Source organism: Vulcanisaeta distributa JCM 11216 (genome assembly GCF_001315985.1).
GTDB classification, from domain to species: Archaea; Thermoproteota; Thermoprotei; order Thermoproteales; family Thermocladiaceae; genus Vulcanisaeta; species Vulcanisaeta distributa_E.
The window spans coordinates 31092-45604 of the sequence record NZ_BBBI01000018.1; the positions used below are offsets into that span (position 1 = coordinate 31092).

At 44.8% G+C, this 14513-nt stretch carries 16 protein-coding genes and 1 pseudogene; 7 read left to right on the plus strand and 10 right to left on the minus strand.

The window, feature by feature from the left end; genetic code table 11:
* Positions 1-532: 532 nt before the first annotated feature.
* Genes JCM11216_RS11805 through JCM11216_RS11815 form a run of 3 tightly spaced genes read right to left on the minus strand, consistent with a single transcriptional unit; the run spans position 533 to position 1923 of the window.
* Positions 533-952, minus strand: coding sequence for a hypothetical protein (locus JCM11216_RS11805; protein WP_243676212.1), 420 nt, complete (start codon positions 950-952; stop codon positions 533-535).
* 6 nt (positions 953-958) lie between these two features.
* Positions 959-1423 carry a hypothetical protein gene (locus JCM11216_RS11810; RefSeq protein WP_054854318.1) on the minus strand — a complete coding sequence of 155 codons (465 nt, stop codon included), beginning with the start codon at positions 1421-1423 and terminating at the stop codon, positions 959-961.
* Complete coding sequence (locus JCM11216_RS11815; protein WP_054854319.1) at positions 1420-1923, minus strand: hypothetical protein; 504 nt, start codon at positions 1921-1923, stop codon at positions 1420-1422. Before JCM11216_RS11815 ends, JCM11216_RS11810 begins: the two co-directional genes overlap by 4 nt.
* Before the next feature lie 310 nt (positions 1924-2233).
* Between JCM11216_RS11815 and JCM11216_RS11820 the strand changes: the two genes are divergently transcribed.
* Entirely contained in the window at positions 2234-2563 is a 330-nt protein-coding gene (locus JCM11216_RS11820) for a hypothetical protein (protein ID WP_054854320.1), read from the plus strand.
* Between the two features lie 539 nt (positions 2564-3102).
* Here the strand turns inward: JCM11216_RS11820 and JCM11216_RS11825 are convergent.
* Positions 3103-4392 carry a hypothetical protein gene (locus JCM11216_RS11825; RefSeq protein ID WP_054854321.1) on the minus strand — a complete coding sequence of 430 codons (1290 nt, stop codon included), beginning with the start codon at positions 4390-4392 and terminating at the stop codon, positions 3103-3105.
* Between the two features lie 662 nt (positions 4393-5054).
* On the opposite strand from JCM11216_RS11825, the pseudogene JCM11216_RS11835 reads away from it, so the two are divergent.
* The 5 genes and pseudogenes from JCM11216_RS11835 (at position 5055) to JCM11216_RS19560 (ending at position 9874) form a co-directional block, all read left to right on the plus strand.
* Positions 5055-6455: pseudogene (locus JCM11216_RS11835) on the plus strand (RtcB family protein).
* Between the two features lie 73 nt (positions 6456-6528).
* A complete protein-coding gene (locus JCM11216_RS11840) occupies positions 6529-7230 on the plus strand; it encodes a 30S ribosomal protein S7 (protein ID WP_054854323.1) in 702 nt (233 codons plus the stop codon).
* A 119-nt stretch (positions 7231-7349) separates the two neighbouring features.
* Positions 7350-8363, plus strand: coding sequence for a replication factor C small subunit (locus JCM11216_RS11845; RefSeq protein ID WP_054854334.1), 1014 nt, complete (start codon positions 7350-7352; stop codon positions 8361-8363).
* A gap of 7 nt (positions 8364-8370) precedes the next feature.
* Positions 8371-9696: a replication factor C large subunit gene (locus tag JCM11216_RS11850; protein ID WP_054854324.1), complete on the plus strand. Its 1326-nt coding sequence runs from the start codon at positions 8371-8373 to the stop codon at positions 9694-9696.
* Positions 9641-9874: a hypothetical protein gene (locus tag JCM11216_RS19560; RefSeq protein ID WP_243676213.1), complete on the plus strand. Its 234-nt coding sequence runs from the start codon at positions 9641-9643 to the stop codon at positions 9872-9874. The genes JCM11216_RS11850 and JCM11216_RS19560 overlap by 56 nt, the downstream gene beginning before the upstream one ends.
* Here the strand turns inward: JCM11216_RS19560 and JCM11216_RS11855 are convergent.
* Positions 9848-10543, minus strand: a complete 696-nt coding sequence (locus JCM11216_RS11855; RefSeq protein WP_243676214.1) for a trimeric intracellular cation channel family protein — start codon at positions 10541-10543, stop codon at positions 9848-9850. The two genes, JCM11216_RS19560 and JCM11216_RS11855, sit on opposite strands and share 27 nt — an antisense overlap.
* Before the next feature lie 64 nt (positions 10544-10607).
* Positions 10608-11744, minus strand: coding sequence for a family 1 encapsulin nanocompartment shell protein (locus JCM11216_RS11860; protein WP_054854325.1), 1137 nt, complete (start codon positions 11742-11744; stop codon positions 10608-10610).
* A gap of 112 nt (positions 11745-11856) precedes the next feature.
* Between JCM11216_RS11860 and JCM11216_RS11865 the strand changes: the two genes are divergently transcribed.
* A complete protein-coding gene (locus JCM11216_RS11865; RefSeq protein WP_243676215.1) occupies positions 11857-12531 on the plus strand; it encodes a molybdopterin-dependent oxidoreductase in 675 nt (224 codons plus the stop codon).
* An 11-nt stretch (positions 12532-12542) separates the two neighbouring features.
* Here JCM11216_RS11865 and JCM11216_RS11870 read toward each other — a convergent pair whose 3' ends face one another.
* The 4 genes from JCM11216_RS11870 to JCM11216_RS11885 are packed head-to-tail and all read right to left on the minus strand — an operon-like array spanning position 12543 to position 14342.
* Positions 12543-12791: a hypothetical protein gene (locus tag JCM11216_RS11870; protein WP_054854326.1), complete on the minus strand. Its 249-nt coding sequence runs from the start codon at positions 12789-12791 to the stop codon at positions 12543-12545.
* A 17-nt stretch (positions 12792-12808) separates the two neighbouring features.
* The gene (locus JCM11216_RS11875; RefSeq protein ID WP_243676216.1) at positions 12809-13681 is read right to left on the minus strand and encodes a hypothetical protein; all 873 of its coding nucleotides are present in this window, start codon (positions 13679-13681) and stop codon (positions 12809-12811) included.
* Complete coding sequence (locus JCM11216_RS11880; protein ID WP_054854328.1) at positions 13669-14100, minus strand: DUF4129 domain-containing protein; 432 nt, start codon at positions 14098-14100, stop codon at positions 13669-13671. Before JCM11216_RS11880 ends, JCM11216_RS11875 begins: the two co-directional genes overlap by 13 nt.
* Complete coding sequence (locus JCM11216_RS11885; RefSeq protein ID WP_054854329.1) at positions 14085-14342, minus strand: hypothetical protein; 258 nt, start codon at positions 14340-14342, stop codon at positions 14085-14087. The genes JCM11216_RS11880 and JCM11216_RS11885 overlap by 16 nt, the downstream gene beginning before the upstream one ends.
* Between the last annotated feature and the right edge of the window lie 171 nt (positions 14343-14513).

Sequence of the window (14513 nt, forward strand, 5' to 3'; positions counted from 1 at the left end):
GAAAATTAAACCGTTACGTTATCAAATTTTTTAGATGATATCACTATACATAAAGGCCTTACTAATGAAAATGTTAGATAAAAATATTTTTAAGACTTAATTACCGATATCATTGCGACTATGTTTGAAAGTTTTGGTATAGTTGATATAAGATCCATAAGATTGGTGGTAAAATATACATCTGGGTATAGCTCACATTTGAGTTTTCGCCTGTGTTGTCAGCCAATGGGCCTTGGTATAGAACCACGTTGGAGATATAGAGGAATTGACCGGAACCGCCTGGGTTGAAGTATACGGAACCTCCGCCAGCCCCCCGGCCCAGACCACGTTGAAGTTGTACCAATAATTCGAGTACTGAGACGGAATACTTGTACAGTAAGAATAGGTTTGACCACCACTCGGTACATACATTGACTCGCAAACTTTATTGATTAAGCCATTACTACCAACCTCATATCCAATTCCCCCACTCATAACCTGAGGCAAGGGGGGGCCATGGGACATTTAACACATATGTGTAATTTCTCCATTCCTACTCAATAGATCCGCATGGGAATGCCCAAACCGTGAAGTATAAAATTCCTATGCTTCCAGGTCCTCCTGGGTAGCCGCTCATCACGTAATACTCAACAGCTCCCTGGACCCAATTCCTGGTACTCCCATCAGATGGGCTCTCGCATGCCATGTAATAACCAGGATTGTACTGCAACGTTATATAGGGTTCACCAGTGTAGGTCTGTACAGTCATCGTGTTATTTATAACCGCAGTCACACTAACAAAGCCAGGCGTCACGCCGTTTGTTGTAACCTCATAATTACAACCACCAATTGGTGGTGAGCAGAAATTACTCTGTGCCATTACCGGCTTAGGAAGTACCAATACTATAATCATTAGTATTACTACGACCAACGCAATTGCCGATGTAACAGTAATTTTTAACCCGTCTGCCATTCGCAATCACCCATTGCTTGCATTATTTGCTTGTGGTATTGTTGGTGGTAAGTTTAATATCATGTAGAATGATGGCGCGTATCCGGTAACGATTAGCCTCACGCTAGTTAGTAATCCTTGATTTAATACCTGCGGTAGTTCCTTTATGGGGGGGCTTGTTACGTTGTTAATCATATAAATAGATGGTTCCTCAGTTATGTACCTGCCTTCTACGTAGAATTGCTTAGCTGTTAATACATTGTTTGATGCTCCAAAGCGACCAATCCAATTATTCATTACCATTAACTTAACCTCAGCATCCTCATTAGCCACCTTACACGATGGTAGTGCATAAGGTACTGCTGAGTAGATGACTACGGTTATTGTGTCTCCATTTGTTAAGTTGATCGTTGGGAGGCCGATATCGATAACCGTGTTGACGGCGAACTTGCCCGTGTTATTCACGGCTTTGAGGTATTGCCATAGGTTCATGGTTTATTATCATAGATGTAGGGTTGGTTAACTGCGAAACTCAAGCTATTGATTGGTGATGATGTCGCTTGAAGCGTGATTAACCTACCATTCACATAAACGCCGATTATCATTGCATCATTTAAATTTGGCAGTTTTGAGGAGTCACTTAAGGTCTCATTAATAATGCTAGCTGGGAATGATATGTAAATACCGATATCATTAATACTAACGTTACCATGAACATGATAATGAAGAACAACTATTGAATTATTAGGTAGGATAACATCATCATTATAGCAAGCAAGGCTACCAAAATTAATATAGCTAGGAATCGGGGGGGTTGGAGGGCGGGAAAAATTATGTGTATTACTCGTATTATTAGTTACATTAGTGGTTTTATTTACATTTACTAAATTACCAGCTGCATTGTTAGTTATATACATATGTGAAATGATGAGTAACGAAGCAATTGTTGCAACAATTACAGCTGTTACTAACGTTTTCACCCTGAAGTTCATAATTATTGATTAGATATTAGTATTCAGATTTTTTATTACTTCGGGTGTTCATAAAAAGTGAGTTGAGTACTGCTTAAATTATGCTTAATTGCGGCGCGGACTTCTTAGAACAAATCTAACAGAAGAAGACATTATTCATTTTTCCAATTCTTTTTCATGATCAGTCTCTTATGAAGGTTTATTAGCATTGCAAAGATATGATGGAAATTCTTAAAATTAAATTAATATGATATATAATCTAAGATAGGAATAATGATGGATCACCATAAACAGGTTGGTTTAATTTATACTAATTACGGTCTCCCTATTAATGTTTATTTCAGGGTTTAACCCAGTACTTGCTGACTGTTCAGTACCACTAAACGTGAATTTCATATCCACTGGATTTCCATATGTGGTGACGATTTACTCAGTTAGTGGTATGTCCGCCGTGAATGCCGGAATCGGAGACGTAGGTAGGACCTTCTTCATTACGGAAGGCAAAGCTGTAGACTTATCCTTTGTTAATGAGACCATTCATTACGTATCACCAATACCACCCTTCTTCTATGCAGCTGAGTTAACAGCTGGCTGGAATATGTTGTATATCCGCAAAACGCCACTGAGTACCTGGCCATTTCCCAATCAAGGTCTTGGCTAACATAACTGGGAATAACAATATTTGCGAACTACGGAGCATTTCAATGAACCTGAGCTTAGTACCCATCCTAGTTCATGAAAGATCTGACTGGTTATCCATCATGGGTTTCATGCTTACTCTAGCAAGGTAAAATTAGTGATTTAGATGATGCCAATGCTTTGATACTTAGTGCTGAGGCTGAGTTAAAGGTCGCGGAGGGCAACGCTTATCCCCCCTTAATAATTTAAGGAGGGCATTTAGTTACGTGGTTAAGGCCTTGGCCCTTAAAGAAGGTTTACCGGAGGCTAAGGAGTCGTTGAGGATGGTAAGTGGACGTATCAACAAATAACAAGGGCAGTAATGAGACTTTCAGATGAGATGCCAGTGATTAAGGAGTTATGGCTAAAGCTGAATCAAACAACCGAGATAAATGTTGATGAGGTGATAAATAAAATATAAGGAATTAATTAAATATCGGCATGGGCCCTACTCTAGAGGGTCATCACGCATTAATTGAGTTTCCTCAAAGTCTTTGCTCATTCGTTGTTTTATGCTCGTTCTTATTTCACTCCATCTTTCTCTTCCTTGAGACTTACCTTGCCGTAAACCGTATTAAATACGAGGGATGCCATTATGCCTGTTGCCATGGTGATTATCATGGCCTTTGGCGCACCAATGACCGAGCCCATGAAGGCCCAAATAACGGCACTCACTATCTGTGATGCCGTGAATAATACCCACGCGGATGAGTAAACGATCCCAAACTCACCACGTGGAACCACGGAAATAAGTGTGCTCCCCACCGCCGTGAAGAATGCATTAATGAATATGTTATAGATGAGGTTTACCATGAATAGCAATGGTACTGCAATAACTAGACTCCTAATGAACATGGGTATTATACCGAAGCCTAAACCGATTATTAACGCCATAGTTAGGATTACGTAAATAACCCTTAACCTACTGACCCTAAACCTAGGCGTGAGCATGGAACCTATCGTCGCACCAGCGTAACCGAACAAACTATCAATACCTGCAAGTAGGGCCACGTTGTAGTATAGGGATAATATGCTGTAGCTCAGTACGTCAAGAGATATTATTAATAGGTAGGTGACCGTTACCGTTAAGATTATGGCCCTAAAGCCAATATTCCCCTTAAACAACTCCCCAAACCTAACAAAGCCCCGCCTAATGACTTGGGCATTGGTCCCAGCCGTGACTCTACCGTGGTATTCCATGAGAATTAATGGGGGGGCTAAGGCAATTATGGAGAGAATGGCTGAGGATAGGATCAAGTATTTAGTAATGTGAATGCTTAGGAACAGCAGGTAGCCTGAAACCACCGTTGAAAATACCGAAATCATTGACCTCAATGTATTGTTTAATGACGTATACAGTGTTATCTTCTCATTATCATTACCTAATAAATCCTTAATCAACGCGCTCCTTATGGTCCCCATCATTGTATACAAGCTCATGCCAATAACAATAACTATAAGTACTAACACAAGACTCAGGGTATTAATCCCCATTATAGTCAATATGAGAAAGGCAATTAGGAAAAGCATAGCTATTAAGGCATTATTAATCACTAACGCTCTCCTCTCACGGCCAAATACGTCAATTATTACGCCACTAAATAATCGCGCCATTGACGATAATGCGTAAAGCACGTAGACCAGTGCAACGCCAAAGACACTCATGGTATAAAAACCTAAGATTGTCAACACAAACTGTGAAACATTATACACAATGTTATTAATCACGTTGGAGTAAATAAGTAAAGAGACATCCCTAATGTTTAGGATACTTCGGTACTTACTGAATAGGTCGTTTAATGGTTTAGTCATAGCTCTCCTTACTGGATGCTGGGCATGCCGCCGTTTTTAAGTCATTATTTATGATGCCCTAGCCCATAATAGTAGTTTACCATCAATCGTTAAGGTCCCATCATCGTTTAGTTTACCGATTCTATTAATATCCTCGTAGAGCCTAACCGCACACTTACTCAATGTCCCATCGGGCATTATTACGAATGAGTTAAGCCATGAGGCATAGCATATGTAAGGTGATGGCAACTCAAAGAGCTTTAACCAAGTGACCTCGCGTACTCTCTAACCTCCTCAACGACATCATTATTGACTGTGTGAACTCCATCATTATTTGGGTCGACCTAACCTTGCTATGGACCTTGTGTGTAAGGAGAACCTGTCATCACTTCTCATTGCCTCGGTGAATATTCCTAAGCAGAGACTTAACACTCTTAATATTATGTCCCTAAGATAATTTTTGGCTTTTAATTGGAAATTATCAAATATTTTTTAACTTTAGCTATAATTTGTAATGAAGATTCATATTATTAAGGGCTATGCATTAAATATGTGCTATTAACCTAACTGGATGTAGAGTGAAGTTTTATTAACCCAATTAATGATTATGACTTAATCATGGTACCACCGTTGAAGAAGTAAGTGATTATGTGTGGGAGATACCGAGGGGGTATAAACCGTGCATGAAGGTGCCAGCTAGGATATTTGCTGATGAGACACTGCTTGAGAAGATGAAGACTGACATGACGCTGGAGCAGGCGGCCAACGTTGCGTGCTACCCGGTATTTACAAGTATAGCATTGCACTGCCGGATGCTCATCAGGGCTATGGATTCCCGGTGGGCGGCGTAGCTGCAATGGACATGGAACAAGGCGTAGTAAGCCCCGGAGGAATTGGTTATGATATTAATTGTGGCGTGAGACTTCTTAGAACAAATTTAACAGAAAAGGACGTTAGGCCTAAATTAAGGGAGCTCGTCGACACCATATTCAAGTTAGTCCCCCGCTGGTGTTGGTGAGACTGGGCTTCTTAAGTTGTCCTTTGGTGACTTGGATAAGGTGCTTGATGAGGGTGTTGATTGGGCGTTGTCTAAGGGCTATGGTTGGGGGGGTGATGATAAGAATTTCATTGAGGAGTTTGGGCATTATGAGGGTGCGGACTCGAGTAAGGTTAGTCAGAGGGCTAAGGAGAGGGGGTAAGGATGAGCTTGGTACGACCGGCAGTGGTAATCACTTCATAGAGGTTCAGGTTGTTAATAAGATATTCGATGCTAACTTAGCCAAGAGGCTTGGTATTGAGCAGGAGGGCCAGGTAATGGTCCTAATACACACCGGCAGTAGGGGGGGTCTTGGTCACCAGGTCGCCACTGACTACATAAGGATTGCCGAGAATAAGATGAAGCAGTGGAACCTATTCCTGCCGGATAGGGAGTTAGCTGCAATGCCCCTCACCACTAGGGAGGCCCAGGATTACTTGGCAGCCATGAAGCCGCGGCTAACTATGCGTGGACGAATAGGCAGATAATAACGCATTGGGTTAGGGAGGCCTTCAGGAGGGTCTTTGGTAAGGACTGACAAGCTGGGTCTCGAGATTGTCTACGACGTTGCCCATAACATCGCCAAGATCGAGGATCACGTGGTTGATGATGAGGGCCATGTCAGGAGGGTTCTCGTGCATAGGAAGGGAGCCACTAGGTCGTTCCCAGCAGGTAGGTCGGAGATACCGCCTAAGTATAGGGATATTGGGCAGCCTGTCCTAATACCTGGTAGTATGGGCACTGCATCTTACGTATTGATTGGATTGCCGACCTCGTTCCAAGTGACCTTTGGCACTGCGCCGCATGGGGGGGCAGGTAGGACACTGAGTAGGTCTGCCGCTGTTAGGATGTTGCCTCCGAATAAGGTCAGGGGGGGCGCCTGGAGAGTAGGGGGGGTATCATTGTTAGGTCCGCGGAGAGTGAGATAATATCTGAAGAGGCACCCGAGGCTTATAAGAATGTTGATAAGGTGGCCGAGGTCGCTGAGATAACAGGCATGGCTAAGAGGGTTTCGAGGCACGTGCCGATTGGCGTAGTCAAAGGTTGAACCATTGTAGTTATCTCAGTCATATAGTTGTGTGGTAAATCTTTAAAAAGGCCCTCGTTTCCTATCCCGCGTAATGAGTAGTGATCAAGGAATTACACTGCCCAAGGAAACCGTTACTTACCAAGTTGGTGGTGTAACGATAATTGAGGAGTGCCCAAGGGATTTAAAGACCCTTGATGGTGAACCAATCAAGTTATTCGGTAAGTGGCCCTTTGATAATGTTGTAATCAGAGACCCAGGTCTCAGGAGGTACTTATGCATAAAGCCCATGTACTTACCACACACTGGCGGTAGGTACCAGAAGAGGAAGTTTGGTAAGGCCAAGATACCGGCCATCGAGAGGTTAATGAACCAATTAATGCATCCTGGTAGAAATGCTGGTAAGAAGCATAAGGTCTATAACGTTGTTAAGAGGGCCTTCGAGATGATACACCTGAAGACTGGGCAGAACCCAATACAGGTCTTTGTGGATGCCATAGTGAATGCAGCACCTAGGGAGGAGATTACGAGGGTTGTTTACGGAGGTATCGCATACCCAGTATCAGTCGATGTCTCGCCACTGAGGAGGCTTGACCTTGCCATTAGGTGGATAACCGAGGGTGCCAGGCAGTGCTCCTTCAATAATCCAAAGCCCATTGAGGAGTGCTTGGCCGATGAAATCATCGCGGCCGCGCAGAATGACCAGAAGTCATATGCGATTAGGAAGAAGGACGAGATGGAGAGGGTCGCCGCCAGTGCAGGTGATGAGTTCAATAGTTCTTCACCTTTTAATTAACGCCTAATTTTACTAATCAGCACATGCATTCCCCCCCATCAATAATACTCAATAATCATCCCACCTGCCCAGGAGGAATACTTATTTAACCAATTTATTTCATTAATACCGTAATGTCCATAGCAGAATTAATTTGGGTGGAGAAGTATCGTCCTTCGAGGATTGATGATATTATTGATCAGGAGGAGGTTAAGGAGAGGATTAAGCAGTTCCTGAAGATGGGTAATATGCCCCCCCATATGCTTTTTTACGGTCCTCCTGGTACTGGTAAGACTACGATGGCTCTTGCCATTGCCCGTGAGCTTTATGGTGATGCCTGGCGTGAGAATACCCTAGAGCTTAATGCGAGTGACGAGAGGGGTATAACAACAATCAGGGAGAGAGTTAAGGAGTTCGCAAGAACGGCGCCGATGGGTAAGGCACCGTATAAGTTAATTATTCTTGATGAGGCTGATAACATGACATCGGATGCCCAGCAAGCCCTTAGGAGGATGATGGAGATGTACGCTAACGTGACCAGGTTCATACTCATTGCCAATTACGTGTCTAGGATTATCGACCCAATACAGTCCCGCTGCGCCATGTTTAGGTTCTCACCGCTTCCCAGGGATGCCGTTCTTGGTAGGCTTAGGGAGATTGCTTCGAGGGAGGGTGTTAAGGTTACTGATGAGGCCCTCGAGGCCGTATGGGACATAAGCCAGGGAGACATGAGAAAGGCAATAAACACACTACAAGCCGCAGCGGCTACGGCTAAGGAAATAACGCCCGAGGTCATTTACAAGACTGTTGGTTACATAGAGCCTAAGGACATTGTTGACCTAATTAATACGGCTTTCAGTGGCGACTTTATTAATGCAAGGGACAAACTGAGGACTTTAATGTACGAACACGGTGTATCAGGAACTGAAATACTGAGGGTAATACAAAGGCAAATAATGAGCGGTGCTATTAATGTCCCTGATGAGGCTAAGGTTGAGATCGCCGAGGTTGCCGCTGACATTGATTATAGGCTTACCGAGGGCTCTGATGAGGAAATACAGCTCTCGGCGTTCCTGGCAAGGCTCATGCTAATCGGCAAGAAGTATGGACTAGGAACTAGTAAGGAAGCCAAAGCACCTGCTAAAAAGAGGTGATATTAAATTGTCCAAGAAAATACCGTGGGTTGAGAAGTACCGCCCAAGGAGGCTCTCTGAAGTCGTTAATCAGGAGGAGGCTAAGAAGGCGTTACTTGATTGGATAAATAGCTGGGAGAAGGGTAAGCCGAGCAGGAAGGCTGTAATGCTCGTCGGCCCACCGGGAATCGGTAAGACAACGCTTGCCTATGCCCTGGCTAATGAGAGGGGGGGTTACGAGGTTCTTGAGTTGAATGCAAGTGATGTTAGGACTGGCGAGAGGATTAGGCAAGTAATTGGTAGTTCAATGAAGATGGGTTCGCTCTTCGGCTTTAAAGGTAGGATTATACTCTTCGATGAGGTTGATGGACTAAACGTTAGGGAAGATAGGGGTGGATTAGCAGCTATTGTGGAGTTGATTAGGGAGTCCACGTGGCCCATTATAATGACTGCGAATAACCCATGGGACCCCCCCAAGTTCAGGGAGTTAAGGGACGAGGCTGAGGTTATTCAACTAAAGCCCCCCCTTGGTGAGGAGGATATATTGACAATACTAAGAAGGATATGTAACGCCGAGGGTATTAAGTGTGAGGAGGATGCGCTCAAGCTCATTGCGGTTGCGTCGGGTGGTGATGTTAGGGCTGCAATAAATGATTTACAGGCGGCCGCTGAGGGTAAGAGGGTTCTGACTAGGGATGATGTTACCGTGACTGAGAGAGCCCATCAATTCGACATGTTCAAGATACTCGACAAGGTATTCCATGCAAGGAGATTTGAGGATGCCAGGTCGGTCACGTTCCTACCAAGCTTTGATTGGGAAAGCTATTACCCCCCCTGGGTGCTGGATAACATACCCTCCGTGTATGCGAAGTCCATCGAAGCCGTTAGTGAGGCCCTCGATAACCTATCACTATCTGACGTGGTTAAAGGCAGGATTGCAAAGACACAGGAGTGGGAATTAATGCCATACATGCTTGAGCTCATGACTGTTGGTGTAGCGCTGGTGCGTAATAAGCCTCCCCTCGCTAGGTTCGTTAGGTTAACATTCCCGGAGAGAATTAGGTTGCTGGCTAAGACTAAGGAAATGAGGCAGATGAGGGATGCCCTAATCAATAGGCTTAGGACAGAGCTCCACGTCAGTAGCTCCGAGGTATCTCTATACTACATGCCACTGCTTAGGTTAATGGCCACAAGCGATACCTTCAAGAAAAAGTTACTTGAACGCCTAACGAGGATCATGGGGGGGTACTCACTAGAGAGCGTGGAGAAGACCTTAGGGGGGGTAGGGGTGAGCGCCAGTGGTGAGGGTGAGGGGGGGGCTCAACGTAAGTCGTCGAAAAGATCCGGAGGGTAATTACGTCATGGTCATGGACATGGATTCCTATGAATTATTAAAATCGTCAATAAGTAAGTTAGGTGTAAATGTCGAGTTTATGGGTAATTTGGTGATAATTAGGGATAAGTCCTGGAGCCGTATTAATAAGTTAATAAATACGGCCCGTGAATTAAGCATCAACGTGAACGAGGATTGACCCCCCCCTCTGCTCAGTACTTCTCATGCTCTCCGATGGATTACCTGTCGATAAGCGTATTGTTACATATGCCTTATCAAGGCCTTTCATTATTATTACGAACCTAGTAATTATTATAATGACGGCGGTGGCTAAAACCGCAGTCTCGCTACCCAGCAGCGACTTAAACACCAGGTATATTACGCCACCAAGCATCGCTACTGTTGCGTAGATGTCCCGTCGAAATATCGTGGGAACCTCACCGGCCAGCACATCCCTAATAACGCCGCCGCCTGCGGCCGTCACGGCAGCCATAAGTATCACACCAAGGACATTAAGGCCGTGCTCAACAGCTATCTCAGCACCCACAGCTGAGAAGGTACCAAGGCCAATGGCATCTGCATACATGAGGGCATTCTTGTACTTAGAAATACACGGGTAAAACACGTATGCTATTAATGACGCTATTATCGCGGTTGCCGGGTAGGGTATGTAAACGATGTTCGTCGGTGGAAATATACCAATTAGTACATCCCTAATTATGCCACCTGCAAGGGCCACTGAGGAACCAAGTACGATCCCACCGAGGACGTCCATATCCTTCTCATATGCCTTGAATGCACCTGATGCGGCGAAGGCGATTATCCCAATATAGTTAAATATATTTATTAATAGGTTTACGAAACCCACGGGAGACGAAACCGTAGCAAGTATTTAATTCTAACTATCCATTTACTAACCCTACACCTTTAACTTAAGTGCCCTGCCTAAGAACTATCACGCCTCTGGGATCCTTAATTCTAATAGCCAGTGTTTCCCACAGCACGAAGCCGTGAGCCCCATCCTCAGGGCCTAGGTAATTCAATGCTGTGTCAATGCCCATGGCCACGTCGATGACCGACTGATGGGTAGACAGCAGCAATGCTGTGTCATCCCTTAACTGGGGAATAACTACTACATCCTTAACTAGCGATTTAACCCTCGTTAATTCCATGACACCCGTCTTCTCAACAACCATTAAGAGCTTTGTATACCTGCCAGGGCTTACGAATAATACGTACGGCTCAGGTATATAATTACTATACAGTGCATTAACCGCGCTTGATACTTCATTAACAGCTGAACCCGGCATATCCCATGACGAGACGCCCATTGACTTAACCTTAGGATTACCCAAAATATCACTAAGTATTGTTGAGTCCTCCTCATAACCAAGCCTAATAGCCGCCTGATCAGCGGTTACCGAGTAAACCCCCCCCTCACCCCCCCTGGCTCTGGCGTACTCTACCTGCCTTTGCGAAATTGAGAATTTCACACTTAACTCCTTAAGTGGTATCACGGACCTGGTCGCAGTTATTGGAGTACTGATAATCACCTCATCGAGTGGCACGGCATCGAGCCCAGGACCAACCTCATAAACGGTTAAGTACTTCCTAAACCTCCTTACACCATTGGCAACCTCCCTAATCCTACCCTGTACGTATCTAAGCTCCTCTGGACTTAAGTTTGATGATGAAACTACGTCAGGCGGAGGATCACTGGCATTATTAGTCGAGCCTAACACCTTCTGACCATTGTTAGGGTCATTTACTGGTGCTTTAATGCCCGTTAGCTCACCGACTTCTGCTGAACCGGCCTTTAACTGCTCAACCTGCTCAGGATCATAGGATTTAAGTAACGTGAGAAACTCACCAAGGTGCGTCTTTTCCTCCTTAGCTATGTCCTCAAATACCCTCTTAACCCTCTCATCATCAATAAGCCTGGACAATTGCAGGTATAGGTTTATGGCATCGAGTTCAGCCATAATAGCGAGCCTAAGCGAATCTGCAACCTCACCCTGCGAAAATTTTCTATCCCTAATAACATCTACCGGATTCTTAGAAAACACCATATTTCTTAGCCTTATTTTAAACTACTTAAGTATTTCCATTAAATTAGTGAAATGTTATTCTCAGTGAAAGCTAAACCTAGGACTTATTAATGGCAATCATTTCAATTAATCTGTGAGTAATGCGATTAATGATGTCCTTAAGACCGCATTGAGTAGGACATGCAGTAAATTAGTTTATAGACGAGAATTACCACCAAACCAAAGAGTTATCCCTCGTTTCGTGATATACGATGTTTACGACCCTCCCGAGAATGTTGACGTAATTAGCTATAGATTGAAGGTGACGGGGGGGCTCGTTGAGAATGGGTTTGAAATACCGTATATAGAATTAGTCACGAAAGTACCCTGTGTGGACCTAGTCACTGATTTTCACTGCGTCACTGGTTGGAGCGTGCTAAATGTGGAGTGGAGGGGTATACCAACGAGGTATTTAATGGATATTGCCAGGCCCAGGGGGGGTGACTACGTAATGGCCGTCGGTATCGATGGTTACACCACGAACTTACCATTGAACGCCTTATTTGAGGAAACAACGATAATTGCCTACGCAATGAATGGGAAAATATTGCCTAGGGAACATGGCTTTCCATTGAGGCTTGTCGTGCCGTCACGCTACGGCTGGAAAAGCGCCAAATACCTTAGTGAGTTAATAATCATGGATAGTAACGAGCCTGGTTATTGGGAATCGTTTGGTTATCACGATAATGGCGACCCATGGCTTGAGGAGAGATTTAATGAGAGTGGCCCAGTAACGATGAGGAGGAGGGTTAGGTTCACGAGACCCTGAGTGTGTAGTCCTTACGTGGCCTTGCACGAAGTTATTAATTTCATAAGTTCTGCAATCAATTGTTTCCTTACCTCAGCGTCCTTCGTGGCTGTCTCCTCAACACTACGCCTTTCCCAGGGCCAAATACCTACGTACTGGGGGGGTGGTTCGTAATCCATAAGTCCTCTTAGCGCTTTATTAATTTCCATGAAGTCCATGTCGCAGTTGGCGAGGGCGTAGGCAGCATAGGCTATCAATTCTTCCTTTCTGCCTCGCTTCATGAAGTCATTGATTGCATTTACGAATACATCATCCTCACTGGAAGCGAGTAATGGCGATTCCCTAACGTGTTGCTCATAGATCCTCTCAGCAATCCTCTCGCAATACCTGAAAATGCGGTATAGAGCCTGTAACCAATGATGACCACTACAATGGCCAATAGGATCATCGACATCATGGTTAGGTAACCACTGTATGGTCTTAACTGCGGTATTTGTGCAAACATCGCCATGAGACCCACAACAAAGAGCAGTGCCACAATTGGCCTTGCAACTCTCGATAAGTCACTAGCTAAGGGTTTTAGTGATGGGTGCAGGCTGATGAGAATCGCCACGCCCATCAACGCTGAACCAATTGATGCGTAGAGAAATGGTGTACCAAGCGGTGCGTAGGCTATGGCCATTAGCCAGGCAATTCCATACAGAAGTACTGCAAAGCCTATGTACCTTAGTGATGATTTAATGGGCTCCCCCCCAAAGCCCCCCCTACCATAGTTTATGATCACGGCGCCAACGATGATCACGAATGATGCGGCAAAAATACTTGGGAGCTTGTTGAAGTGTATTACGTATGAGATTATACCCAACGTACCATTCAGGAATAGGTAAGCAAGCACGATTGGCGACACTACACCAACTAATGCGCTGCCAAGTGCTTTAAATGCCGTGCCAGCCCTAGTCATTAAAGTCTCTCCAGTTAACCTAATGGCTAGGTAGATAATGAGTGGTAACAATACTACGTTAATCAACCACTTAATAAATAATGATAGTGATGGCGCATAGCTAGTCATCGATGGACCCAGGGCAAGGACTATTAAGAGTACTGCAATTACAATGCCGATCCTGACCCCCCCGTAGTGCCTACCCAACCTGCGTAGACTCATGCTGGGCACCCCCCCATGACCAATGCATCCCTCAATTTTGTTAATCCACGTATGAAGTCCTCATAGGATTTCCTATCGATATCCACATGACCATACCTAACGGCCTCAAACACCCTGAGACTCACCCAGGACTCACAATTCGCCTCACTCATTAGGCCCCCCCTACTCGCCAACTCCATGCAGACCTCCCTAGGTGTCTTATTCTCAATGCCCTCAAGTCCATGCATTGCCATGTTAGCCCTAAACGCACTCATGATATCCTGCCCATAATCCTCAACAATAAGTATCTTATGAGACTCAGCAATATCATTACCAACCCTAACCCTAATCACGTGACAGCCAGGGCTATGAAATACCAATGCGTTGCCTACGACCTCACCCTCAGGGTGCAGCTCAGGGTATGCGCCATTACTTACCGTGAACGGCAACGGATCATTAACCCTCCAGGTGAGTGGTAAATCCTTATCAATACCGAGGTCGATGAACTTACCACCACCCCCCCAACCCCCCCTAGGGGGGGTACCGGGAGGCCATTAATGGGTAGTTCCATCCTCGGCAACGCCTGCTGCGGCTTCTCCACCGGCTTTGGTCTCGGCACCTCGGTCCTAACCTTTGGCCTCCTCTCAACTCTCCTTTCCCTCCCCCCCTCACTGAGCAATCTAACTCTCATTAGAGAACTCCTTGAACTTATTAATGTAAAGATTAGGAGTATGATTATTATGGCTATGAGGATCCACAGTAGCAGGGTAAGAATATCTTAATTACCACGGTCTTAACAACCTCATTATTCACGGAATTAACGCCATGAAAACCACTGGCAGTCCCACCACTACTTCCGCCG

Excerpts from the sequence above, each read along its gene's own strand:
- JCM11216_RS11870 (WP_054854326.1), bottom strand. The coding sequence starts at position 12,791 with ATGAAGCGAGGCAGAAAGGAAGAATTGATAGCCTATGCTGCCTACGCC.
- JCM11216_RS11815 (WP_054854319.1), bottom strand. The coding sequence starts at position 1,923 with ATGAACTTCAGGGTGAAAACGTTAGTAACAGCTGTAATTGTTGCAACA.
- JCM11216_RS11810 (WP_054854318.1), bottom strand. The coding sequence starts at position 1,423 with ATGAACCTATGGCAATACCTCAAAGCCGTGAATAACACGGGCAAGTTC.
- JCM11216_RS11805 (WP_243676212.1), bottom strand. The coding sequence starts at position 952 with ATGGCAGACGGGTTAAAAATTACTGTTACATCGGCAATTGCGTTGGTC.
- JCM11216_RS11840 (WP_054854323.1), top strand. The coding sequence starts at position 6,529 with ATGAGTAGTGATCAAGGAATTACACTGCCCAAGGAAACCGTTACTTAC.
- JCM11216_RS11885 (WP_054854329.1), bottom strand. The coding sequence starts at position 14,342 with ATGAGAGTTAGATTGCTCAGTGAGGGGGGGAGGGAAAGGAGAGTTGAG.
- JCM11216_RS11860 (WP_054854325.1), bottom strand. The coding sequence starts at position 11,744 with ATGGTGTTTTCTAAGAATCCGGTAGATGTTATTAGGGATAGAAAATTT.
- JCM11216_RS11820 (WP_054854320.1), top strand. The coding sequence starts at position 2,234 with ATGTTTATTTCAGGGTTTAACCCAGTACTTGCTGACTGTTCAGTACCA.
- JCM11216_RS11825 (WP_054854321.1), bottom strand. The coding sequence starts at position 4,392 with ATGACTAAACCATTAAACGACCTATTCAGTAAGTACCGAAGTATCCTA.